This window comes from Leptolyngbya sp. AN10 (assembly GCF_050565645.1).
Lineage (GTDB): Bacteria > Cyanobacteriota > Cyanobacteriia > Leptolyngbyales > Leptolyngbyaceae > Leptolyngbya.
In genome coordinates this window covers 345,471-369,733 of sequence record NZ_JBNXVP010000002.1, presented here as the reverse complement: position 1 = coordinate 369,733, position 24,263 = coordinate 345,471, and the positions used below count along the sequence as shown (strand labels likewise).

Here is a 24,263-nt window from a genome sequence, read left to right as displayed (position 1 = left end):
ATCTAGCCTGCAACGCGCTTAAGGAACAATTGAGCGACACCATAGAGCAATAGTGCTGCGACAATGATACCGAGGGGAACAAAGAACCATTGCTCCTCAAGGAAGCGACGGGCTTTGCTCAGCGGACTAACGTTCTCGATCCGACGACGTTCTGCTTGGTCTAAGAACTGAAGCTGATACGCATTAGCATCAAAGGTAGAAGCACTTTGAGGATTTGAATTGATTAGTACTGTGTCATTCTTCAACTGATAGAACCAGTTATCTTTAGCGAGAATGTCTTGAACTTGTTGGAGTCCTTTTTCGGTTTGCCCACTCAGCGCGATTAGAACACGATCGCTATTCCAAGGCGACATGACGCTTTTGATCACGCCGCTAGAGTCTGGGAGCGTCTGAATCCGGTCTTGTCCAAGTCCACGCCCGAACACATCCATTAGCTGAAATCCACCTGTCTCGAAAGCTTGTTGAACTGGAAAGCGATCGCGGGTTCCGATCGCAACAATGTTTCGGTCTTTCTTAGTTCCTTCAGGTAATGATCCGGTTTTGAACACATCAACTTTCACTGATTTTGCATCGGTTAAACGTCCCATGCGTTCACTGAACTTGAGTAATGTCATCAAATCGGTTTCAGAAGGAGAATCGGGAACAACGATCGCGGTTTTCGATAAATCCTGCGGTGAAGCTAACGGAAATCCAGTCGTTAACAGTTTCAGATCGGGTAGCTCAACCGAATTTTCACGTCTGAGGTTGAAGCTTGTATCGCCGTGAACTGTTCCCCAAAGCTGCTGATCGTTCGTATAGCCGCATTGTGCAGCCTCTTTCGGATACATATCAAATGCAACATCAATGACTGAATTTGATTTGATCAAGTTTGGGGGCAGATCAACCGTCAGCGATTCGTTTTGTCCACCTTTATCAGAATCGAGCTTTTTGCTCCCAATTCCGACTCCATCAATCAGCACAGAGACATTCGAGGTACGCGGATCAACTTGAGCACTGTAGCTATATTTCAGATTCATCGTGCTACCGCGCAAAAAGCGATCGTCGGGTAACGCTCGGAAATGTACTTGCACCGGAGCCGCTGATGTTCCTTTGACGGTTTTATCTTTGAATGGTTTGTTGTCCAATCCGGTCAACGCAGAGAGTTGGAAACTATCTTTGTTCGGTAGGTAATGTGACCATTCACGCGGAGCAGGTGAAGGCGTATCTGACAGATCAGAAACAATCACCGCAGTTCCAGCCCCAATCTGACTATTGGAAGGCTGGATCAAGAACTGTGCTGCTTTCGCAACTCCTTCTGCACCATTTCCAGAAACAACGACGACTGGAATTTCGCCATTATTCAAAGTCGCTAACATTGCAACGCCAACCGTGTCAGGCAGCGGTGCATTGTTGCCATCTACAAAGCGATCGCTAACCAATTTGTAAGGCAACTTCAGAGTTTTGAGCAATGGCTGTTCGCTTGGTGTTCCGACAATCACGATGCGATCGTTCCATTCCAACTTTTTCAGATCCTTGATCAACACCGTTTCCAAAGGTCGGAACTCTGCTAACCGTCCAAAATTTGTCTGGAATCGGCTCACGGCAGTTAACCAAGATTCACTCGTTTGACTTGGTAGAAGATAGCTAATGCGATTGGAATCTAAGCCGTATTCATCAAAGAATGGGAATGGATAGCGGCTGAAATCTAAATCGATCGGCTTCATCGCGTAGTCGAAGGCAATCTCTGAATCGGATAGCACCTCTGACCAAAGGGTTTGATCATCAGGATTTGAGCAAGTTGAAGAATTTTGCTGCTGAGCGACGATCGAGATTTGGTTCTCATCCTGCAATAGATTCAGCGGAATATCGAAAGTGACTTTACCAACTTGAGCATTCTTCAAGTTCAGCGGCGCACTTCCAATACTCGTGTCATTCACTCGAATGACTAAATTCGACTTCTCTGGAACCAATGCGGGGGAATGCTGATAGCGAATCGTTGCTTTGGCTGATTTGAGATTCCACAGACGCGGACGAGTAAAGCCAAACTGAGACTCCGTATATACGCCTTGCAGTCGAAAGCGATTCCCAATAATTGGACTGCGATTGAATTGCACAATGTATTGACTCAGCTTGCCCTTGGGTTCTGCTGCTTTTTCCGATGGTGTCGATTCTGTAGGCTTAGGTTGTTTAGTCGGTGTCGCTTGAGCGACCAATGTTTCAGAGGGAATCGACAAAGGACGATATTGTGCGATCGCAGTTGTTGTGGGCAGCTTAAACAACTGATTGACCGCTGAACGCTGAGAAGCCTGGGCGGAAACTTGCGGAACTGGCTTTTGAGTCAGAATGATTGCCAGTGCAGTAAAGAGTCCAATTCCTCCCAGAAGCAACAAGCGCGATCGCCAAGTTTGAGAAGAGGAACTTTGCCGGGATTGTCTAGATGACCGTTTGTTCATGTGAATTAGGTAGAGTGCGACAGATAAGGAACAACCATCGAAGCAGGCATCAAACCAAACCAAGCGAGATTTTGAGTGTAGTAAGCACTATCGTTTTCCCAAAACCCGTTCCGGTACTGGGGCGATAGTTTGCGCTCAAAAATCTCAGCCGCGATCGACGGATCGATCACGCGGAATGCTGCATATAACATTCCGTATTGGGAAGTTGCTTCGTAAGAGACGAGCGATCGACCATCCAAATCCAATTGGGCTGGAATCGAATTCTGCGATCGCCAAAGTTGCTTCAGATAGCCAAGATGCTCTTTGAGAAAGGCTTTGGCTCTCGGTTCACCGAACCATTCAGCATCGATCGCGACCCGCCACCAAACGCGAGTTGCATCGAAACCATAGCGGCTCACTAAGTCGTTTTTCTGAATCGGGGCATAGCTTCCAGTGTTGGGCTGAAACAAAACCCAATCACTCGGAAGATTCACTTTTGAGAGGTCAGTCGATTGATTCAGTACCTCATAGCTACTATCAATTAAGCTTTGCCATTGATGGCTTGTGTCAACCTGAGCAAATAACCGAAACGCTGCGGGAGCAAGATACGAAGGATTGAACTTAAGAGCATCGTTTTTTCGGAAAACCTCGATCGAACCTGGTAATAGATACCGTTGTTGATTGATCGAAAGGGTTCCATGCTCCCAAAGATCCTTGAGCTTGATCGTTGCTAAATTTAGATAGTCGGACTGTTGCCACTTTCGAGCCGCAATAATCAATGCTGTGATGGCATCAATATCGGCATCGGTGGCAAAGTTCTGATCCAGAATGGTCCATTGATTGCTACTATTGCGTCCCCATCTCCATGCCCAAAGATGATCAATCAATTGCTGATTGTTATCTTTGCGTTTGAGATTGTTCTCTGACCATTGCAGAATTCGATCGAAGGTTTGTCGATCGCTGACCAGTACTGCTCTCAACAGTCCGTAAGCTTGACCTTCGGAAATCGATCGATCGGTATCTTGTCGATCGATCACTCGTCCATCATCTTGGATAAATCGCTGACGATAAGCGCTCCAGCTTTCCTTTAACAGTTGAGTGTGTTTTGGAGGTTTGGCGGCTTCGGTGCAAGCAGTGAGCGTGAGGAAAAATGAAAGCGCGATCGACAATACGAGAATGAAGGCTCTGCCAAATCGTAGCCTTCGTAGCGATCGCTTCAATCGAGGTAGACGCATAGGAAACACAAGAAACAACACTGATTAATACCGCTCCCAAGCAGGCTGAAATCCTCGCTGTCGAAGCATATCCTCCTGGAGCTTCTGAATCCGCTGATCTAGCTCCCCATCGACTGCCCCCTGACTTTGCTGCTCAATTCTCAACCGCTCCAACTGATCCATTGCGGCAAACGATAGACCCTGAGCCGCTGACAATTCCGCGATCGACCGCCGCACTCCAACATTCTCTGGATTGAGTTCTAGTGCCTGGTCATACCGCCGAGAAGCGGATTCAAAATCTCGTTGCTCGAAGTCCACGCCGCCCAAACTGGTCAACGCATCTAAGTTCTCAGGCTGCAATTTGAGAATCGTTTGGTAAGCTTCCTCTGCTCGATCGAGGTTTCCAAGCGTCTGTTCCAATCTGCCGCGTAGCAATAACAAAGATGGATTATTTTCACCTGGAGAAGCTTGTCGCGCTTTTGCAATCAATTGATTGGCTTTCACTCTGGCTTCTCTTGGATCGCGATCGGCTAAGACTTGAATCAGCTTGACTTGGATTGGAACATTCGTTGGATCAGCTTCAATTAGTTCGGTGTATAAAGGTTCGCGTTTTTCTTTCGCAGGCAGCACACCGACTAAGGTGTAAAGCTCGTCTGGAGAATCAGCAGGGCGCGCTGCTAAAAAGCGATCGAGAACTGTATCTGCTTGTGATTCTGTGATTTTTCGAGCTTGATACGCGATCGCAGTTCTGCCTAACTGTAACTGTGGATCATCTGGACTCCGAGCCAGCAATTGATCATAAAGCGTTAAAGCTTCCCCGTAGCGAAATTGAGCAATCCGAATTCCTGCCAGTCCTCGAATTGCACCGTTTTGAACTTCGCTAGGTTCAGCAATCAAAGCCTCATAGCGTTGTGATGCTCCGATCAGATTGCCTTGAAGTCGATCGATCTCGGCTAACAACAATTCTGGAGAGCGATCGCGTTTTCCCGCCGCAGTCGATTGATATTGCTCGATCGCCACTTTTGCCGCATCTATCTCATTTCGTTCAATCAACAACTGCGCCAATCTGAACTGTAGAAATGGCTCATTAATGTCCGATCGAACTAATTCTTGATAGACCGGAAGAAACTCTGGATCAGGTTCCATCCGAACCAGAGAACGTGCGATCGCAAATCGTTGAGCCGAATCAGTGGGTAATGGCTGCAAAATTGGCTGTAATCGTTGTCGAACTTCTCGCCTTGACAAAGTTCCAAGCTGCTTTTCGAGTGCTAACTGTTGAACAATCAAAGGCTTATTGTTTGGCTCTTGCGTGACTAATTGACGATACAGTTGCAATGCTGTCTGTCGCTCTTGAGGAATGCCACTGAGAACATCTGCGGTTTCTCGAACCAGCGATGCGGGCGGATTCTGGGACTGATTCAGAACTTGCAAATACAGTTCAGCCGATTGAGCTAGAAACTCGGTTCGATTTGTTCGTTTACCCACTTCATTTAATGCACGAGCTAAGGGTAAACGAGCATCTGAACGATCGCGCAATGTGTCTAAAATCGCGATCGCTTGTGTGGGTTGCTGATTGTCCAAATAAGCTTGAGACAGTTCCGATCGCAGTTGAATACTATCAGGTTGAGCTTGTAGCACTCGAATCGCTTCGGTTGTATTACCCGTTTCGCGTAAAGCTCTGGCATAAGCGATCGCAGCATTGCCTTGAATCGGAGAACGAACCCGCGATCGATATTGCTCGAATAGTTCAACCGCCCGCTTTTCATCTCCTGCATAAGTAAACGTTTGAGCCGCATTCAACAAAGTCGCAGGCTCAGACCTGACTCGTAGGACTTGATTGTAGTCAGCCAACGATTCTGCAAATCGACCTTGATAGCCTAACAATAAAGCTCGTTGTTCTCGTGCTTCCACATCATTCGGCATTTGTGAAAGATAAGCCGTTAAAGCTTCAATTCCACGAGTTTGCCACTGAGGACGAAAGCCTCCTAACATTCCCACGGTTTTGAGTGCGAGAAGATTGTTTGGATCGCGGCTCAAAACTTGCTGATAAGTATTCCAAGCATTTTGATCTTGTCCCGCCCGACGATAGCTGATAGCAAGTCCCAATCTCGCCTCCACTGAATCGGGATAGCGCTTGACTGCACTTTGGAAAACTGCGATCGCATCATTCACCCAGCCTTTTCCTAGCAGAACATATCCTTGGCGAATCTCAGACGGAACGACATTCGATCTCGTAACTGCAACTTCTTGACTCAGCGCCAGTGTTGGAACAGAGCAAAACAATGCCCCCAAACTGAACGCGATCGTAATGTTTCTCATGATTTCGTGACGAGGGTAGATGACTCAATCAGGTGTCCTAAAGCGGGGCAAGAGATCAAATTCAGTCCTCAAGCGCACCCCAGCGATCGTTTCCGAAAAATCATTGCGCGACTGTACCGAAAATCCGAGTCTCAATCCCGAAGCTACGCGAAAGTCATAGAACACTTCAAATACGGTTGGATTCTCTCGATTGTCGCGTCGTCGCAAGCTCGAATTGGACAATCCTTGCCCGTAACCAATCCCTAATCGATCGTTCTGGGTGAACAAATCGAGAAACGTTAATCCAAAGCTGTAAGTATCTCCGCCTCGATTTAGCTCCTGATTGTTATAGCGCCCATAGCGCCCAAACAATCCCAGTCGAATGCTCGGAACAAAGTACTCTGCATTCACGCCATAAGCTTCTTCTCGATCGCCGCGCTGCAATCCAAAGTCATTGTTACCGCGATTAAACGAAAAAATTTCGTCAAATCCTGAGTTAGACCCTGCATCACGCGCTGTCGCATACGTGCCACGAACAATCAGATTACCGCCTCGGACTCCGATTTCACCTGCAAAGGCATCGAGCGAAAAATCACCTAATCCCCGCGCAGACGAGAACACAGCCGCTTTCGCCTCTAAGTTATCTCCCAAACTAAGATTGACCAATGCACCTGGACGCGATGTAATTCCAGTGGCACTCAGGGCAGGATTCGTCTGGAATACAGAACTAAAGAACTGAGAAGCACCATCTTTGGCGAAACTATTGCGATCGAAGTACGAAGTCAAATCCAATTGACCGACTACAAAGCGCAATCCTGGCAGTTCTCGCGGTGAGAGTGCCACATACAATTCATTGACATTAAAGCCCTCATCAGGACTATCGCTAAAGGCTCGACCCGTGACGACATCGACTGTTCCACCAACGATCGCATTCGGAGAAAGTGGATAGATTCCTGTTAGACGCGCCCGCGCTGAAGTTTCATCCCCCTGATACAAGTAAACCCCCTGAAACACAAGACTTGGCGGGGTTAGCGCACTTGTGCGGAGGGGATTTCGAGTCGGTGAACTATCAGGCAGTTGAGCAGATGTTTCTGGTTTACTGACAGGCGGAGAAGCAGTCGGAGTCGATTTCAGAGGAGCAATCGGAGGACTGTGCAATCGATCCGGCAAGGTGAAGCGAACTGTGGAAGATTGCAATGCGGGAAGGGGTGCTGCAACCGGAGTCGATACCTCCGGTGCAGGAAAACCTGTTCGAGCAGGTGCAGGTAGCGCAACTCCTTTGGAAACCTGTTGAATGATGGCATCTTCGCTCACTGATGAACCCAGATCAGGAGATGCAGCTTGAGTAATTTGAGCTTGAGCAATCTGCTGACTTTCCAGGGCTTGGAGAGGTGCAGATTCAGGTGAATGGTTGGTAGATGACTGAGCCTGAGATGGCGCTTGCAAGCCATTCACGCACAGTAGAGCGATCGAAGCGCAACACACTTCGATCAGCCATGACAATTTGCTCATGGCGTGACGAGTTAAGTCAGACATGCTGTACTAAAGCCGTTATGTTTAGGAAAAATCAGGAAGTTAGAGTGACGCAGTTCGGAACTTTCAGGACTCTCGAATGCACATTGCACGAGTTCTACTTCGGTAAGTTTAGACACAAACCGTGAAAAAGCCGTGAACTGTCTCTGAGTTACTTGCTATTCAGAGGAGATAGATCGATGGAACACAAGATTTTTAGCCTTAAATATATTTACATCAGAAATGTCGTTTTTTAACGTATTTTCGCGGACAATTTTTTACTTTTTTCCGCGAATCTGCGTAAAATGTGCTTAGTTTTACCTGTAGCACCACTGAGACTGCGAAAATTAGGCTGAAATCTCTAGGGATTTGACTTGACTCATCAGGGTACTTGTAATGAAAAATACGCGAAAGTCTTTTGGGGTTCGTTTTCTCCTGGGAGCTATCATGCTGTCTAGCATCACAGGCTGTGAATTGCAGGATCAGATCACACAGTTGATGCCTCAGCCCAAAATTGAAATGACGATGGAAGTTCGATCGACAAAATCAGGACAGTACACGTTGTCCGGTTATACGAACTTACCGGATCAAACCAATCTAACTGTACAAGCAGTGCGATCGCTACAAGTGAGTGCAACATCCGGTGTTCTGAACAGTCAACCAATCCGATCAGTGCTATCTCAGCGTCAAGTTCAAGTCAAAAATGGACAATGGCAAACTGAAATGAATCTGCATCAAGCACTTCCGGATGGTCGATCAATCGAAGCTTGGCAATCGAATACAGTTCAGGCAACAATGGTTCCGTCTGATCAAGTGCAGTTTGTTGCAACGACAGAACCTCAAAATCGTGCGATCGAGCTTCAACCGAATGCGACTGTTAAAACTCAGTTTGCGTCAGATGGTCGAGTCTTTCTGCGTGTGGAACACTCGATCGCGTTAGCTCCACCCGCGATCGGAGCAAGAGAGGCAGAGACAGTAACTCGATAGATATAGCAACCCTAAGCTAGTTGTGAAGTAGGGATGGTTGTAAAGAAGTAGGGAGTGGGGAGTGGGGTGTTGCTCCCGTTTTGATTTCCCTACTCCCTACTCCCTACCCCCCACTCTTTCTAATACCCACGACCCAAATAGAATCGCTATATATAAACAAAGTCCACCGTTGCGACCAGAATGGGGAATCTAGGGGGCACGATTTGCAAACTTAATCAATGTTGATCGAAGTCGGAGCCGCTCCGCTCGGTGGTGTATAGCTACTAATCGAAGCTTTGCGAAAATCAGCATACAGCTTATCGCGCCAGTTAAAGAACGGATCAAAAATGCTGACATCTGCAATTCCCGCAACACCTTGACCTTTCAGTGATTCAGGAATGTCCAAGTATCCGCCCGTAGGAAACTTCACATACATCGACAAGCCAGCCACCGCAAAATCTGCCAAAGTTGGACTATCACCGACTAGATAAGGCTGTTCCATCAAGGTATAAGACAAGGCAGTAAAGCTACGTTTCAATGCGTCGATCGCTTCTTTTACCGAATCCGGTCCCATGCCGACTCCAGTTCCTAACACACCCAAAAGATCGCTAGGAATTGCACTGACTAAGTTCTTCAAAATATCCGGTGTAGAAGAAGGCAGTACAGCAGTGCGGAAGTTCTGATTCTGTGAAATTGATCCAATTAGACCTTTACGGGCATTGATCCCTAACGATTCATCTGCCCATTGTTCAATCAATAGCACTTGTCCTTTCAGCTTCGGATCAGAAGGAATAATCGGCTTTTCTGGATACTTACGATCGAGATATTCCGCGATCGCAGTTGAATCCGCAATGATCTCACTCCCATCTTTCAAAACAGGAACTTTTCGCTGTCCTGATAGCTGAAAGAGTTCGATCTGTCCAATTCCGGGTGTTACTTCAATTTTGCGATACGGCAATCCTTTGTAATCCAGAATCAATCGCACTTTTTCAACATAATGCGACATCTCAAATTGATATAACTCAAGCATAAAATTCTCCTCAGAAAGTCACATAACCCATTTCTAACATAGAGCTAAAATCCTCGATCGAACACGTAGGGATATCCGTCTCTATGCCATCTGAGCTTGTCGCATTCTGCTTAAAAATGTATTTAATCGATCGCTATTTGGATTAGTCAAGACTTCCCGCGCATTCCCTTCTTCTACGACGACTCCTTTATCCAGGAACATCACCCGATTTGCCACATCTCGCGCAAATTGAATCTCATGAGTGACGACAACCATTGTCATGCCGCGTTCTGCTAATCGGTGCATCACAGAAAGCACTTCACCAACTAGCTCTGGATCTAAAGCACTCGTTGGCTCATCGAAGAGCATGGCTTGAGGTTCCATACAGAGGCTACGTGCGATCGCGACTCGTTGCCGTTGTCCTCCAGAGAGTTGCTCAGGATACATCTCGGCTTTATCTGCAAGTCCTACCTCTTGCAGATAGTATCGCGCTCGCTCTATGCTTTCTCGATGCGATAGTTTGAGAACTTGCTGAGGAGCTAATGTCAAGTTCTCTAGAACACTCAGATGCGGAAAAAGATTGAACTGTTGAAAGACCATACCGATTCTGGCACGAACCTGTTTTAGTTCGCGACTAGAAAGATTCGGACGAGAAATGTCCAACTCATTGATCACGATTTGTCCTCGATCGATGACTTCCAATCGATTCAAACAGCGCAATAAGGTACTTTTTCCACAGCCAGACGAACCAATGATTGAAAGGACTTCACCCGCAGCAACATAGCCGCTGATGCCTTGCAACACATTCAACGAACCGTAACTTTTTTCGACCTGGTTAAATTCAATCGCATTTTTCATGAAATCTAAAATATCCGCATTTTGCGATCGAGACATGCCACTCCAGACAGAGTTATCGAAAGTTAAACTCATTCATTAATTAGAAATTATTCAAAGTCATCCGTATGATTAAGCTGCGATCGATTTGTCTTGCTCTGTTTTGTACGCTACTGATTGTTCTAAGTCCGCTGCGAGTTCTCGGTCAATCCACTTTAACAGTGGCAGTTGAACCTGTGTACGCGCCATTTGAGTTTCGCAGTCCGACCGGAGAGATTCAAGGATTCGACATTGATATCATTCGCGAGATTGGGAAGGCTGCGGGATTTGGCGTGAGATTCCAAAACCTAACTTTTGATGGAATTATTCCAGCGTTGCAGGCGCAAACGGTTGATGCCGCAGTTGGAGCCATTACGATTACCCCGCAGCGATCGCAAGTCGTTGATTTTTCGCGTCCCTATTTCAAAGCGGGACTTGCGATCGCGACTCGTGCAGATGCTCAAACTATCAATTCACTGGATGATCTTCAGGGACAATCGATCGCGGTTCAAATTGGAACCACAGGCGCACAAGCCGCACAAAAGATTCCAAATGCTCAGATTCGTACTTTTGATGCCGCAGTGTTAGCACTTCAAGAATTGAGTAATGGCAATGTGGTTGCAGTCGTTCATGATGCACCAATTCTCCAATATGCGCTTACAACAGGCAACTTAAAAAACGTTCGAGTGAGCAGTCAGCTTTTGACAGCCGAGTATTACGGAATTCCAACGCCAAAAGGTTCACCGAACCTAGAGCGAATCAATCAAGGTTTAGGAACAATTTTAGGTAATGGAACGTATGCTCAAATTTATCGCAAATGGTTTAATGCTGAACCGCCCCAGCTTCCAGAAACCTTGCCAAACGAGACTCAAGCGGCTCGATCGAGTTGGCTTTCTGTGATTCAAGCTGCGCTACCTACTTTGCTTGCTGGCGCTTTGATCACCGTTCAACTCGCAGCGATCTCAGTCATTATTGGTTTAGTACTAGGATCACTGATTGGGCTTGCTCGATTGTCCAAAAACAAGCTTGTACGATTGCTTGCGGGTGCATACATTGATTTCTTTCGGGGAACACCGTTACTGGTTCAGCTTTTCATGGTCTACTTTGGTATTCCTGCGATCATTCAAGAGCTTGGGCTGGAATTTAGATTCGATCGCTTTGTTGCTGCGATCGTTGCTCTCAGTTTGAACAGTGCGGCGTATATTGCTGAGGTAGTTCGGGCTGGTATTTTATCGATCGAGGTTGGACAAACCGAAGCGGCTCAATCTCTCGGTTTAGATTCCCGTCAAACTTTACGTCACATTATCTTTCCGCAGGCGTTTCGTCGAATGTTGCCACCACTCGGCAATCAATTTATTACGCTGCTGAAAGATACGAGCTTAGTTGCAGTGATTGGCTTTGAGGAACTATTCAGACGTGGGCAATTGATTGTGGCGGCGAACTATCGACCGTTTGAATTGTATGCGCTTGTGGCTCTGATCTATTTAGCTTTGACACTGCTTTCTTCTCAAGGCTTTAGATACTTAGAGCGACGAATGAATCCTGCACAGAACAAACGAACCGCGAAAAAGAGCGATCGAGTATTAGTCCAGCAGTAAACGGCTACCAATACCGAAGCATACGATAATCAATGCCCTGGCGAATAGAATTCGGTGGGCGGCTTCGATTTGTGCAGGAGATCGATTCTGCAAGATAAATCTGTACACTGAAAAAGACGAGTGTTGGAGCCGAGACTATGGTGCGATTGCGAATTTGGCAATGGATTGTATTGGCACTCCCGATCGCGCTTGTGGTCGGCTTCCTTCTCGTTGCAGCAGGTCTACAAATTCACGCATGGGGAATTAACTGGATTTGGGCGATCGTGGCTTTGATCTTTCTCGGTTGGCGTTGGTTACTCGTTCAATGGACGCAGCCTGCTCTAAAGCAAGTTGAAGCGATCGTGGCTGAACTGTCCGAAGAAGCGACTGAGCTAACTGATTCACCCGCGACTGAAACCACTCGAAAGGTTGAGATTGAAGTACAAAAAATTCTCACTGAAGCACAGTCTGATCCGCCTTTGTGGGAAGATTGGAATACTTTTTGGCAAAGATGTCTGAGTTTGATTCGTGCGATCGCATCTGTTTACTATCCGCAAGCTCAAAAACCACTACTCAATATCTATGTTCCTCAAGCTTATACATTGTTGCGCGGAACAGTCGATGACTTAGATCAGTGGATGCGACAACTCTCGCCCGTATTGAATCAAGTTACGGTTGGGCAGGCGGTTCAAGCTTACGAAGTCTATCAGAAGATCGAACCTTCTGCACGAAAGATACTGAAAGCTTGGAGTTGGGCGCAATGGTTCTTAAATCCAGCAGTTGCAGTCACGAAAACAGTGACTCAGCGAAGTGGAAGTCAAGCAACACAGGAGCTATTAGGAAATCTCAGTCAGTTACTAAGAGAAGCGGCATTACGGAACTTAGCAAGACAAGCGATCTCACTTTACAGCGGTACAACTCCCCCTGCATTAAACGCGATCGCACCTGCGACACCAAAGTTCCAAACTTTACGAGAGATCATTGCAGAAGCGAATCCGACGGATGTTGTAGAACAAAAGCCTGTCAGTTTATTGTTAGTGGGTCGCACTGGAGCCGGAAAAAGTAGTGTGATCAATACTTTGTTTGTTGAAGCTCAGGCGCAGGTTGATGCACTTCCTTCTACTGATCGGATTCAGGACTATCACTGGGAAACGGAAACCGGGGAAACTTTAATGCTCTGGGATACTCCCGGATATGAGCAAGTTGGACAGCCGGAATACCGCGATCGAGTTCTTGAATATGCTTCTAACACTGATTTAGTTCTATTAATTAATCCCGCGAATGATCCAGCTTTACGAATGGATTTGGACTTTCTGAACGAACTAAAAGCGCTTACTTTACCCACGATCGCAGTGGTAACTCAAGTCGATCGATTACGTCCAATTCGCGAATGGAATCCTCCGTATAACTGGCAATTTGGCGATCGACCAAAAGAAGTCTCAATCCGAGAAGCAGTTGCCTATCGTCAAGAAGTTCTAGGAGATGTTTGCTCTTTAGTGTTGCCCTTGGTGACTGCTGGAGACAATCGACAAGCTTGGGGAGTAGATGCCTTATCAATGGCAATTCTAAACACCATTGATCCTGCGAAACAAGCTCGATTGGCACGATTTCTACGAGACATTGATGCGAGAACAATCACGGCTGCAAAGATTATCGATCGATATACGTTCCAAATGACCACAACGCAAGGACTGACTGCATTTCTCAAAAGTCCGATTCTGCGATTTATCTCTACGATCGCAACGGGTTCCCCTACGCTTGCCTTTCTTTTAGCTGAACAAATCCCGATCGAACAATTACCGATCGTCATTGGCAAACTACAAATGGCGTATGATCTTTACACACTATTGAAACCAAAAACACCATTAGATTTGAAATCGCTTTGGAGCTTAGTGATCGATAGTAGTTCAACGCCCGATCGAGTTGCTTGGGCATTTGGTCATGCACTCACAGAATATTGGACACAGAATTTGTCGATCGAACAACTTGAGAATCGCTATCATTACTACCTGAATCAGTAATTTGGTACAGCATACTCGTTCTAGTTTGTATGTTTTTAGCACGACCAAATCAATAACCTCTGTGGTCTCAAATCATCAAACCTTAATTTAGTTTTAAATCAGTTTTAACCTTTGAAACCACGAGTTTGTTTATTGTATTGGAGGGTTCAGTTTATCAGCCAGCCGATACTGTCGATCGCTGATCTAAACCGTTGTTCGTGGGTCAAATATGCGATCGTCTGGATCACCGTTGTTCTATCAAGCCTCTATTCTAGTGATCGATGATGAAACTGCAATTCTGGAATCGGTCGCGTCAGTTCTTACACAAGAAGGCTATCGAGTTCTCACTGCCAGCGATGGGCGGCAAGCTCTAGACATCATACAATCGGTGCAGCCTGAAGATCCGCCGATTGATTTGATCATTCTAGATTTGATGTTACCTCGCATGAGTGGATTAGATTTCTGCCGTGTGTTGCGACAGCAAGGAAATACAGTCCCGATCTTGATTTTGAGTGCGCGTGGAAGCGAAATGGACATTGTTGTTGGGCTTGAAGTGGGTGCAGATGACTATCTAACCAAGCCTTTTGGAGTAAGAGAACTCATTGCGCGGTGTCGGGCATTGTTGCGTCGCCGATCGCAAGAACTTCCCGAAACACCGCCAATTTTGCAATATCAAGATATCACTCTGTATTTGCAAGAATATCGCGTGATAGTTCGGGGCAAAGAAATCAATCTATCGCCCAAAGAGTTCTCGTTGCTCGAACTATTCATCAACAATCCCCGCCGCGTTTTTTCTCGCGAACAACTGTTAGAGCAAGTTTGGGGAATGAGCTATCTAGGCGATTCCAAAACCGTCGATGTACATATCCGGTGGTTACGAGAAAAGTTAGAGCTTGATCCCAGTTCGCCACAATACATCATTACCGTTCGAGGTTTTGGCTACAAATTCGGTTAGTTTGCCCGCTATCCCACCCGGAGATAAATCACCAGATTAATCGAGGGAACCCCGCTGAAGCGGGCTGGAACTGGTGTCTGAGGGGGCTTCAGCCCCGTTTCTCTCATTAGCCCGGTGATTTATCTCCGGGCGGACTCCATCGCAGCGACAGTTTCTCATCAACCCAAAATTCTGAACAAGCCCGACTAATTCAACCATGTTCCCATTTGCGGCGCAAGAAAGGTATTAATCAACCAACCGACCCACAATCCTTCCCAACCGACGATCGCTAAAACCCATTGAACCGTCGATCGACGAAATCCCGCTCGTTCCATCCGATATCTCGCGCCACCCGTTGCCCACAACCAAATTCCGGTTAATGTAAGCGCGATCGCACTTAACCGCAACGAATCCGCAGTCTGTCCCCGCACAAATCCCAGCGCCACCGCCCCAATTCCCGCCAGCACAAATGCGATTAATCCCGCCCGCCCCAACAGAACCGACGATCCAAACGTCACCAACATCGCGATCGCAGCCGCGCCAATCCAAAACCCGATCGACAATCGCGCGATCGACAATCCCAACCCAATCAGCACATACACAATCCACAGCAACACCAATCCAGACAGCGGAACTCGATCGAGTTCCTGTCTCGGAACCCGAAACGCCAGAATCCCTGTAATTACACCGCCCAAAATTGCGATCGTTGCATCTATCTGTGTTGGAACCATTCCTCTATTCCCCAAAACCCTTTCATAGGTTAACAAACTCGTTCTTGTGTTACCCTAGATAAGCTGTCAAAACTCACACATTCAGGATTTCGGGTGGCGAAAGCGATAAGCGATCGCTCTCTCCTGAATGGAAGTTAAACCCGAACTAGGAGAATACCCATGCCAGTTGTTTCATTGGCTCAATTGCTTGAGTCTGGAGTTCACTTCGGTCATCAGACCCGGAGATGGAACCCCAAAATGAGTCCCTACATCTACACCGCTCGCAATGGTGTGCACATCATCGACCTCGTGCAGACTGCACAGTTGATGGATGCTGCTTACAACTATGTGCGGACGGCTTCAGAACAAGGGAAAAAGTTCTTGTTCATCGGAACCAAGCGTCAAGCCGCAGGCATTATTGCTCAAGAAGCAAGCCGCTGTGGTGCATACTACGTGAACCAGCGTTGGTTGGGTGGAATGCTCACCAACTGGGCAACGATCAAATCTCGCGTCGAACGGCTTAAAGATCTCGAACGCCGTGAAGAGACAGGCGCACTTGACCTCTTACCGAAAAAAGAAGCTTCTGTTCTGCGTCGTGAACTGGAACGCCTGCAAAAATATCTGGGCGGCATCAAGAATATGCGGAAGCTCCCAGACGTGATCATCATGGTTGATCAACGTCGGGAATACAACGCGATTCAAGAATGTCTCAAGCTCAACATTCCGATCGTCGCTTTGCTCGATACCAACTGCGACCCGGATACCGTTGACGTGCCGATTCCCGCAAACGATGACGCGATTCGATCGATCAAACTGATCGTCGGTCGGTTAGCGGATGCGATTTACGAAGGTCGTCACGGTCAACTCGAAGCCGAAGAAGAATTCGACTACGAAGGCGCAGAAGAAGAGTACGAGTACGACGAAACGGAAGCCCCGGAAGAAGAAGAAAGCACAGAACAATAGGACAATATGGAGAAGATTTGTTTCTTCTCCATCCTTTTAACGATATTGGGAACTGAGGCACATGGCAGACATTTCAGCAAAAGCGGTGAAAGAACTGCGCGAAAAGACTGGCGCAGGGATGATGGATTGTAAGAAAGCGCTGACCGAAAACGGCGGCGATATGGAAAAGTCGATCGATTGGCTTCGCAAGAAGGGGATCGCGTCGGCTGGTAAGAAAGAAGGTAAAGTTACGGCTGAAGGTCTGGTCGATAGCTACATTCACATCGGCGGTCGGATCGGTGTATTGGTCGAAGTGAATTGCCAAACTGACTTTGTGGCAAGAAACGAAGCCTTCAAAGAACTGGTTCGCAATATTGCTAAACAGATTGCGGCTAGTGCGAATGTGGAATACGTCAAAGTGGCTGATATTCCGGCAGATATCGTCGAGCGTGAGAAAGCGATCGAGATGGGCAAAGATGATCTCGCGGGCAAGCCGGACAATATCAAGGAAAAAATCGTTCAAGGTCGGATTGATAAGCGCCTGAATGAGATGTGCTTGTTGCCGACTCCGTACATCAAAGACCCGAATATCACCGTCGAAGAATTGGTGAAGCAAAATGTGGCGCAGTTGGGTGAAAACATCCAGATTCGTCGCTTTGTGCGGTTTGTCTTGGGTGAAGGTATCGAGAAGGAAGAAACTGATTTTGCGGCAGAAGTAGCTGCACAAATGGGCGGCGCGAAGTAGTTCGCGATCGGATTCTTCACTCTGTATATTCGCGCTTCGTTTTTGAGGGATTTAGGGGGCATTAGCCGATTCAAACGAAGCGTGAATCACTTGAATATGTACAGTAGATTAGGCGAGGGGTTTTAAACTCTTCGCCTATTTTGTTTTAGAGGATGTTTGAAAAGTATAAAAAGCGGCTTTGCTGCGTTGCCAGTCCGCCCGGAAATGAATCTCCGGGCTAATGGAAGAAACCCCGCTGAAGCGGACTGGGAGCACAACCTGGAGTTCTTAGCCCAGTTTAGTGGGCTTCCCCTGATTAGCCCGGAGATTCATTTCCGGGCGGGTGAATGGGATGAACGATTGCTTTTCAAACATCCTCTAAGACTCAGCATTCGAGGCTTGAGAGCCAACGATCGGGCATTGAGACGAAACACTGAAGGAAGCAAGCCCGATCGATCAAGACTTAAGAGCCAACGATCGAGCATTGAGAGGAAACGCTGAAGGAATCAAGCCTGATCGATCGAGCGTTAAGACCCAGCATTTGAGGCTTGAGAGCCAACGATCGAGCATTGAGAGGAAACGCTAAAGGGAGCAAGCTTGATCGATCGAGCATTGAGACGGAACGATCGAGCTTTAAGCCGGATCATCCGAGGTTCGCGGCTCATCAAACCCCTTCTCAGTCTATTCCTTATCTTCAATTCGCAATCCCTTTGTAATCCGAGAGAGATCACTCTTCTCATCGACTGCAATTCGAGTCGGTGATCCGCTAATAATTCGCTCAAAATTGCGGAACGAATCCTTAATCTCAGGACCTTGAGCGCTGATTGTGTACTCTCGAATGCCCTTATCGTGCCAAGATCCACGCATCTTAAATACGTTTAAAGCTCGCGACATTTCGCCTCGGATTTCAACGTATTGCAGCATGATAATCGTGTCGGTAATTGTTGAAATGTGCGAATCCGTGATTGAATGCGACCCCATGAATTGATCGGTCGTATTCGTGAAGAATCCAGTGATTTCTTCCTGTTTTGCAAATCCAGTGACACCGATTACGAATTGACGGAAAGCATTGTTACTGACTCCACGTGCTAAAGCTGAGAGGGAATCGATCGCAATTCTTGACGGCTTAAATTCGCTGATTTCTGACTTAATAATCTGCAAGTGATCTTCAAGCCCTGCCGATTCGGGATAAGCACAGATAATTTTGAGCAATCCTTTCTGCTCCAAATCCTCGAAGTCGATCCCCCAAGAATAGGCGTTTCTCGACAACTGAGCGCGAGACTCTTCATAAGCAAATAGAATTGCTCGATCGCCTCTTTGACAAGCCTCTTGCAAGAACTTACTCACCAAGAGCGTTTTCCCGGTTCCAGTCGCGCCAGTTGCCAGAATGATCGAATCCTTGAAGAATCCGCCGCCGCACATTTCATCGAGCGTAGTCACACCAGAAGACACCCGAACATTTGACGATCGCTGAGTTAATCTCATTGCACCAAGCGGGAAGATATTAATGCCTTGATTCGTAATCGTAAACGGATACTCACCTTTCATGTGCGTTGTACCGCGTAATTTTAGAATCTCGATCGTTCTTCTGCGCCGTTCGCCTTCCAGAACGTTTCGCACGATCGCTACGTTGTCCGAAACGAATTCTTCTACCCCAAATCGGGCGACTGGACCATATTCCTCGACGCGCTCGGTGGTCATAATCGTCGTTGCACCGACTTGCTTTAACCGGGCAACTAAGCGGAAAATCTCACGACGAACTACCGAAGCCGCGTCATATTGTTGAAAAACAGCCGTGACAGAATCGATCGACACTCGTTTTGCTTTGTATTTCCGAATCGCGTATTGAATGCGTTCAATTAAAGCAGAAAGATCGAAACTTCCGACAACATCTTGACCCTCTGGATCAGGCGAAGCATCCAGAATAAAGAGTTTTCCCTCATCGACAAATTTCTGTAGATCCCAGCCGAAACTAAAAGCATTCTTAATAATATCGGCAGGCGATTCTTCAAAGGTGACAAACACCCCAGCTTCATCAAACTGAGTAATACCGTTATAAATAAATTGAACGGCAATGAGAGTTTTTCCGGTTCCAGAAGTCCCACTGACTAAAGTTGTCCGACCGATGGGTAAGCCACCATGACTAATATCGTCAAAGCCCTCAATCATCGTGCGGATCTTATGGACACCCGCTAGTTCGGATGGATTACGTTGTTCGGTTGGATTGCTCGAAGTCATAAGGTTAGGGTGTCAAACAAATGGAGCAAGCTCCTTATTATGAAAAAGGATTAAAACGGGATTGTTTCACTTATTTACCACAAAACCTGCAAACAAAGCGGCTTCTTGGATTTTTCAAACTGTTCTATTCTGACTCAGATTCTTCTTCGCGCAGTTCTTCATAAAGCAAATCGAGTCCAATCAGTACCTTTTCTCGATCGGACAAATCGCCAATGATTTTACGAACAGGAGGAGGCAGAATTTTAGCCAAAGTTGGAGTTGCGAGAATTTTATCTTCCTCAGCAAGTTGAGGATTCTTTAATACATCGATCACTTTCAGCGCATATACGCCTTGAAACTCCTTTTCCAGAATGTTGTTTAAGGTTTTTAGCGCCCGTACCGAGTTGGGCGTGTTGCCTGCCACATACAGCTTGAGGACGTATGTTTTCTTCAAAGCACTCATGTATTTCATCGATCGCTATTGTTTCATTAGGGTATCGCTCTAATTGCTGAGACAATCCGAATTCTAAGTTAAGATTCGCGGGGAATAGAGCGGCGGTACATCTCACACAGATGCGCGATCGTGTCAATCAACGTCAGGCGATAGTCAAGCAAAATTTCTTCACTGCGCCCTTCCAATTTTAGCTGTTTGGCAAATTCGTCCATCAATTCCATGTGGATCTCAACAATTTGTGAAACAGGCACATCGGCGAAAAAAGCAGCGTTAACGAAGTTATCAATTCGTTCGTTCAAATCTTGATCGTCTTGGAAATAGTTCAAGATGATCACACGATATTCGAGCCGTAATTGCTCTAAAAGCTCGGCTTGCTCTTGAGGTGGTAAGTTCCTCAAAAATGCTTTTGGACTGCGGTTGTAATAAATTCCTAGATAGCCTAAGCGCTCTTTAAGCTTATCGGTGAGTCGTCTTTGTTGCAGCATGAGAAAGTTTTGAGCCATTAAATCACGGGTAAAGTCAGGCGGCGTAATTGTATCGGGTAATTGACACACCGGAGACAGTTCGAGAAATTCTTCGATCGCTCGATCGATCCAGGTTTCGATGTGATCGAGTTCTTTAAAGGACACCCAGAGTTCAGCCGTGTGATACAGAAATCTCAGGTCAAGCTGTCGTTCTTGGGTATGAAGAATCACGATCGGCAGCAAAATGGCTTCGGTTCTCAGCCCATTCAGCACCGTTTCTAATTCCTTTCCATCCTGCAAAATCAAACAGTCAAGCTGCTGTTTCTGATGTTCGGTGAGTTGGAAAAAATCGGCTTCAGACTGCGCGATCGATATCGTGTAGCGATCGTCATTCACGAGCATTTCCTCGATCGAGCGAACCAGATCGGGAGATTGAACATACACCCCGATCGAGAGTTGGGGGCGAGCGATCGAAGAAACTGCGGCTGTCAAGGCAAAAACCTGAGTAATGAAGAGCTAAATCGTATTTTAAAGAGTCTGGGTTAGGTGTGTTTTGGCGTGTTCGTTGACCCGGTATTTCGCCCGGAGATTTATTTCCGGGCTAATGGAAGGAACCCCACTGAAGTGGGCTGAAATCGCGCTCTTAGGGTGCTTCAGCATCCTTTCTCCCATTAGCCCGGTCGGTTTAGCGCCGGGCGGACTGAATCGGAGCGACCTGCCAAAATCTACAGCACATTTGCCGTAACAGAAAAACAGAGTCTCGATCGTAGTTTTAAATGGTTTATCGCACCGTTAACTATGATTACATAAACTCCTTCTCTCTTTGCACAAATGATTTGATGTGCGATGATTTAAGCGCACTAGATATAAATACCTGCATAAGAGTGGTTACACTCGCCCTTATTAATTTCTATTTCAGTCTTGACTTTGTAACTCAGATAACCGTGATCCACCGTTGGCAACCCATTAAGATCAAGAGCAACGGTTGATGTGCGATATTTTTGCCGATCGTTAGGATAAAGCGATGGTGACATCCACAGCCTCGATTCGTGAATTCGTCGAGTCTGCCCCCGTTTGCTTACAGTCGGCAACTTTGGCTGAGGTAATCAACACGATGGGGCGACATCAAGCTGACCGTTTAGTGCTGGTCAATGAACGGCAGTTTCCCATCGGCATTCTTCACGCCCATTCTCTGTTAGCACACGCGCATTGTTTTGAAGAAACCGATTTAGAACCACTGATCCAACCGCTGCCTACGATCGAGGATTCGATCGATGTGTTTGAGATTGATTTCTCGAATCCGCTGCGATATTGGGCAGTAATCGATCGTGCGGCTCAATTTGTGGGATTGATCGATAGTTTTGCGCTGCGATCGTGGTCGGAATTGATTCAGGCGAATCTTCCAAAACCGATTAAACGATCTTCTGAATCCTTGTGGCATCGAGCCAAAATCGATAATTGTGCTGAATTAGAGCGCGTTCCTCGATTGAGACTTCAGGTTGCGGAACTGGGCTACGAAGCGAAGTCCGATCGCAAATCTGCACTGATTCAGTTTCTCGAACATTTGCCGTTACCGTTGATGCTGCAAACTCAGTCGGGAGAAGTGATTGCCCAAAATCGAGTTTGGACAGAACAGCTTGGAGATGTCGCGGATTCGGCGTGGCTGCAACGGGATGCGGCAACAGTTTTGGACTATACGAGTTCGATCGCGGCAAAATCTGGCACAGCAAATCTGTGTCAAATTGGCTCGACTCCTAACACTTGTATCTGCGTGTGTCCATTGAAAAACGGACAGGAACAAATTTTACAGTTTGCTAAGATTCCGCTTGGCGAACTGTTCTCAGATCAAACCTCGATCGAGTCGGATGCTGCGTTTCGGTTAGCAGCTTTCGATCGAGAAACAACGACACTCGATCGGGCGACAGAAGAAGGCATCTGGCTTGTACTGGCTCAAGATGTCACCGAACAGCGTCAACTCTCACGCGAATTGGCTGCGAAGAATGCAGATCTAATTCAACTGAATCGCTTAAAAGACGAATTCCTAGCCTGCATTAGCCATGAATTGAGAACGCCATTAACAGCAGTTCTCGGCTTATCCAGTCTGTTAAAAGATCAACTTTCTGGAACCTTAACCACTCGACAAGTTCGATATGCCGAACTCATTCACCGCAGCGGTCGGCATTTAATGTCGATCGTCAATGACATTCTCGATTTAACGCGGATTGAAACGGGACAAATCGAATTAACGCTACATTCGGTCAGTGTGAAATCACTTTGTGAAAGAGCGATCGAGCAAGCCCAACAGGTTTGTTTGGAAGAAGAAAAGCCAGAAACTAGAACGAATCTAGAAGCAACAACGGGCTTACCCAGTTGCGTTTTAGAAATCGAATCTGGACTGGAAGCTTTAGTCGCTGACGAATTGCGCCTGCGTCAAATGTTGGTGCATCTCCTATCGAATGCGTTCAAATTCACTGATCCATCGGGTCGAGTTGGCATAAAAGTAAGTCGCTGGGAAGGTTGGATTGCTTTTACGGTTTGGGATACCGGAATCGGCATTCCTTCTGAAAAACAACATCTCATTTTCCAAAAGTTCCAGCAGCTTGAAAATCCGATGACGCGCCGTTTTGAAGGAGCAGGATTGGGATTAGTGCTGACTCAGCGATTGGCAAGACTTCACGGCGGCGATATCTCCTTTATTTCTAGAGAAAATCAGGGCAGTGAATTCACGCTGCTCTTACCGCCCACGCATCCTCAGCCGACGAATAGCCTTGCTACGCTGCGAGTCAAAACCTCTGTCGATAATCGTCTGATTCTCGTAGTCGAAGCGGTGGTGAAATCGATCGAGCTTCTTTCTGAACAATTAGCCGAACTTGGATATCGCGTGGTGATTGCTCGATCGGGGACAGAAGCCGTTGAGAAAGCGCGTCGTCTCCAACCTTGTGCCGTTTTTCTCAATCCATTACTGCCCACGTTATCCGGTTGGGATGTGCTGACTCTGTTAAAAGCAGAACCCGAAACGCGAGAAATTCCCGTGATTGTAACGGGCACTCGTGGCGATCGAGATCAGGCACAGCGCAATCAAGCCGATGGATTTCTCGCGTTACCGATCGTTCAAAAATCGCTCCAACAAGTGCTCAATCAATTAACTCCCGATGAACAATCGGTGATGTCGATCGTTGAACCTTCTTCTCAAACTCTAGTCATTCTGCGCCTAAGTCCCACGCGATACGGCGAACTGAATCGGTTGGGTAATCCCGCTGCGGCTGATTTGAACACGTTATTACACAGTCACAACTACCGAGTTGTCGAAGCCGACGATTTAGATCAAGCTGAACTACTCGCCCAAGTTTGGAAGCCGAATATTGTGCTGCTTGATTCTGCGGTTCCTGATCCGATCGGGTATTTAAGACTCTTAGGTGACTGTAGTTTTCTCGCTTCCTTGCCGCTCATCACGCTTGATCCAGTTACCACTCAAGCTGCAAATCAAGTCACAGGACTATCTGTTTTTCCTTGTCTAGCGCCCGTCTCCGAAACCTCAGAAGCGCTACTACAAGTGATTCAAGTGGCAGCGGGATTTGCGTGGCGACCGTTCGTTTTAGCGATCGATTCCTTTAAACTTCGTTCTCCAGATGCGAATCGATCGGAGTGGCTCCAGGCTGCGATGCAATACCTTCAAACCGCTGGATTTCGCGGCATGATTGCTCGATCGTGGCAAGATGTCTTACAAAAACTCGACACTCAAAGCATTGATCTATTCCTGCTTCATGCCTCAGATTTAGATCGATCGAGTCTGGTACAGCTTGCCGCTCTGAAGCGATTCCGAGACAAAATTGCGATCGTCATTATCAATCATCAGCCAGAAAACACACCGCTACTCGAAACGATCGCTACGGTTGTTTTACCGCCAATGCCAATGGAACAATTACTCGATCGAGTGAATCAAATTTTGGCAGATTGA

18 protein-coding genes are annotated in these 24,263 nt (G+C 46.9%); 7 read left to right on the top strand and 11 right to left on the bottom strand.

All coding sequences use genetic code 11. From position 1 onward, the window contains the following. Window positions 1–2: 2 nt before the first annotated feature. Genes ACQ4M5_RS04580 through ACQ4M5_RS04565 form a run of 4 tightly spaced genes read right to left on the bottom strand, consistent with a single transcriptional unit; the run spans window position 3 to window position 7,459 of the window. Window positions 3–2,432, bottom strand: coding sequence for a cellulose biosynthesis cyclic di-GMP-binding regulatory protein BcsB (locus ACQ4M5_RS04580; RefSeq protein ID WP_430674423.1), 2,430 nt, complete (start codon window positions 2,430–2,432; stop codon window positions 3–5). Between the two features lie 5 nt (window positions 2,433–2,437). After that, entirely contained in the window at window positions 2,438–3,646 is a 1,209-nt protein-coding gene (locus tag ACQ4M5_RS04575; protein WP_430674422.1) for a glycosyl hydrolase family 8, read from the bottom strand. Window positions 3,647–3,670: 24 nt separating this feature from the next. Next, the gene (locus ACQ4M5_RS04570) at window positions 3,671–5,944 is read right to left on the bottom strand and encodes a tetratricopeptide repeat protein (protein WP_430674421.1); all 2,274 of its coding nucleotides are present in this window, start codon (window positions 5,942–5,944) and stop codon (window positions 3,671–3,673) included. A gap of 24 nt (window positions 5,945–5,968) precedes the next feature. Then, a complete protein-coding gene (locus ACQ4M5_RS04565) occupies window positions 5,969–7,459 on the bottom strand; it encodes a carbohydrate porin (protein ID WP_430674420.1) in 1,491 nt (496 codons plus the stop codon). 423 nt (window positions 7,460–7,882) lie between these two features. Here ACQ4M5_RS04565 and ACQ4M5_RS04560 point away from each other — a divergent pair, with 423 nt between their 5' ends. Continuing rightward, a complete protein-coding gene (locus ACQ4M5_RS04560) occupies window positions 7,883–8,422 on the top strand; it encodes a hypothetical protein (RefSeq protein WP_430674419.1) in 540 nt (179 codons plus the stop codon). 211 nt (window positions 8,423–8,633) lie between these two features. Here the strand turns inward: ACQ4M5_RS04560 and ACQ4M5_RS04555 are convergent, their stop codons facing one another. Both ACQ4M5_RS04555 and ACQ4M5_RS04550 read right to left on the bottom strand, forming a co-directional pair. Further along, complete coding sequence (locus ACQ4M5_RS04555) at window positions 8,634–9,431, bottom strand: glutathione S-transferase family protein (RefSeq protein ID WP_430674418.1); 798 nt, start codon at window positions 9,429–9,431, stop codon at window positions 8,634–8,636. An 81-nt stretch (window positions 9,432–9,512) separates the two neighbouring features. Continuing rightward, complete coding sequence (locus tag ACQ4M5_RS04550) at window positions 9,513–10,340, bottom strand: amino acid ABC transporter ATP-binding protein (protein ID WP_430674417.1); 828 nt, start codon at window positions 10,338–10,340, stop codon at window positions 9,513–9,515. 32 nt (window positions 10,341–10,372) lie between these two features. Here ACQ4M5_RS04550 and ACQ4M5_RS04545 point away from each other — a divergent pair, with 32 nt between their 5' ends. From ACQ4M5_RS04545 to ACQ4M5_RS04535, 3 genes are all read left to right on the top strand, one after another. Next, window positions 10,373–11,881 carry an ABC transporter permease subunit gene (locus ACQ4M5_RS04545; RefSeq protein ID WP_430674416.1) on the top strand — a complete coding sequence of 503 codons (1,509 nt, stop codon included), beginning with the start codon at window positions 10,373–10,375 and terminating at the stop codon, window positions 11,879–11,881. Window positions 11,882–12,018: 137 nt separating this feature from the next. Then, the gene (locus ACQ4M5_RS04540) at window positions 12,019–13,881 is read left to right on the top strand and encodes a GTPase family protein (RefSeq protein ID WP_430674415.1); all 1,863 of its coding nucleotides are present in this window, start codon (window positions 12,019–12,021) and stop codon (window positions 13,879–13,881) included. Window positions 13,882–14,089: 208 nt separating this feature from the next. Continuing rightward, window positions 14,090–14,815, top strand: coding sequence for a response regulator transcription factor (locus tag ACQ4M5_RS04535; RefSeq protein ID WP_430674414.1), 726 nt, complete (start codon window positions 14,090–14,092; stop codon window positions 14,813–14,815). Window positions 14,816–15,000: 185 nt separating this feature from the next. Here ACQ4M5_RS04535 and ACQ4M5_RS04530 read toward each other — a convergent pair whose 3' ends face one another. Further along, window positions 15,001–15,525 (bottom strand): hypothetical protein, encoded by a 525-nt coding sequence (locus ACQ4M5_RS04530; protein WP_430674413.1) that lies wholly within the window; start codon window positions 15,523–15,525, stop codon window positions 15,001–15,003. Window positions 15,526–15,684: 159 nt separating this feature from the next. Here ACQ4M5_RS04530 and rpsB point away from each other — a divergent pair, with 159 nt between their 5' ends. Both rpsB and tsf read left to right on the top strand, forming a co-directional pair. Beyond that, the gene (gene rpsB / locus ACQ4M5_RS04525) at window positions 15,685–16,467 is read left to right on the top strand and encodes a 30S ribosomal protein S2 (RefSeq protein WP_430674412.1); all 783 of its coding nucleotides are present in this window, start codon (window positions 15,685–15,687) and stop codon (window positions 16,465–16,467) included. Window positions 16,468–16,528: 61 nt separating this feature from the next. After that, window positions 16,529–17,191, top strand: a complete 663-nt coding sequence (gene tsf, locus ACQ4M5_RS04520; RefSeq protein WP_068383799.1) for a translation elongation factor Ts — start codon at window positions 16,529–16,531, stop codon at window positions 17,189–17,191. A gap of 506 nt (window positions 17,192–17,697) precedes the next feature. Here tsf and ACQ4M5_RS04515 read toward each other — a convergent pair. The 4 genes from ACQ4M5_RS04515 to ACQ4M5_RS04500 all read right to left on the bottom strand — a co-directional run bounded on the left by ACQ4M5_RS04515 (window position 17,698) and on the right by ACQ4M5_RS04500 (window position 20,797). Beyond that, the gene (locus ACQ4M5_RS04515) at window positions 17,698–17,835 is read right to left on the bottom strand and encodes a hypothetical protein (protein ID WP_430674411.1); all 138 of its coding nucleotides are present in this window, start codon (window positions 17,833–17,835) and stop codon (window positions 17,698–17,700) included. Window positions 17,836–17,851: 16 nt separating this feature from the next. Next, a complete protein-coding gene (kaiC, locus tag ACQ4M5_RS04510; protein ID WP_430674410.1) occupies window positions 17,852–19,408 on the bottom strand; it encodes a circadian clock protein KaiC in 1,557 nt (518 codons plus the stop codon). A 124-nt stretch (window positions 19,409–19,532) separates the two neighbouring features. Further along, window positions 19,533–19,850 carry a circadian clock protein KaiB gene (gene kaiB, locus ACQ4M5_RS04505; RefSeq protein WP_068383805.1) on the bottom strand — a complete coding sequence of 106 codons (318 nt, stop codon included), beginning with the start codon at window positions 19,848–19,850 and terminating at the stop codon, window positions 19,533–19,535. Window positions 19,851–19,918: 68 nt separating this feature from the next. Beyond that, window positions 19,919–20,797: a circadian clock protein KaiA gene (locus tag ACQ4M5_RS04500; protein ID WP_430674409.1), complete on the bottom strand. Its 879-nt coding sequence runs from the start codon at window positions 20,795–20,797 to the stop codon at window positions 19,919–19,921. Window positions 20,798–21,329: 532 nt separating this feature from the next. Here ACQ4M5_RS04500 and ACQ4M5_RS04495 point away from each other — a divergent pair. After that, window positions 21,330–24,263, top strand: a complete 2,934-nt coding sequence (locus ACQ4M5_RS04495) for an ATP-binding protein (RefSeq protein ID WP_430674408.1) — start codon at window positions 21,330–21,332, stop codon at window positions 24,261–24,263.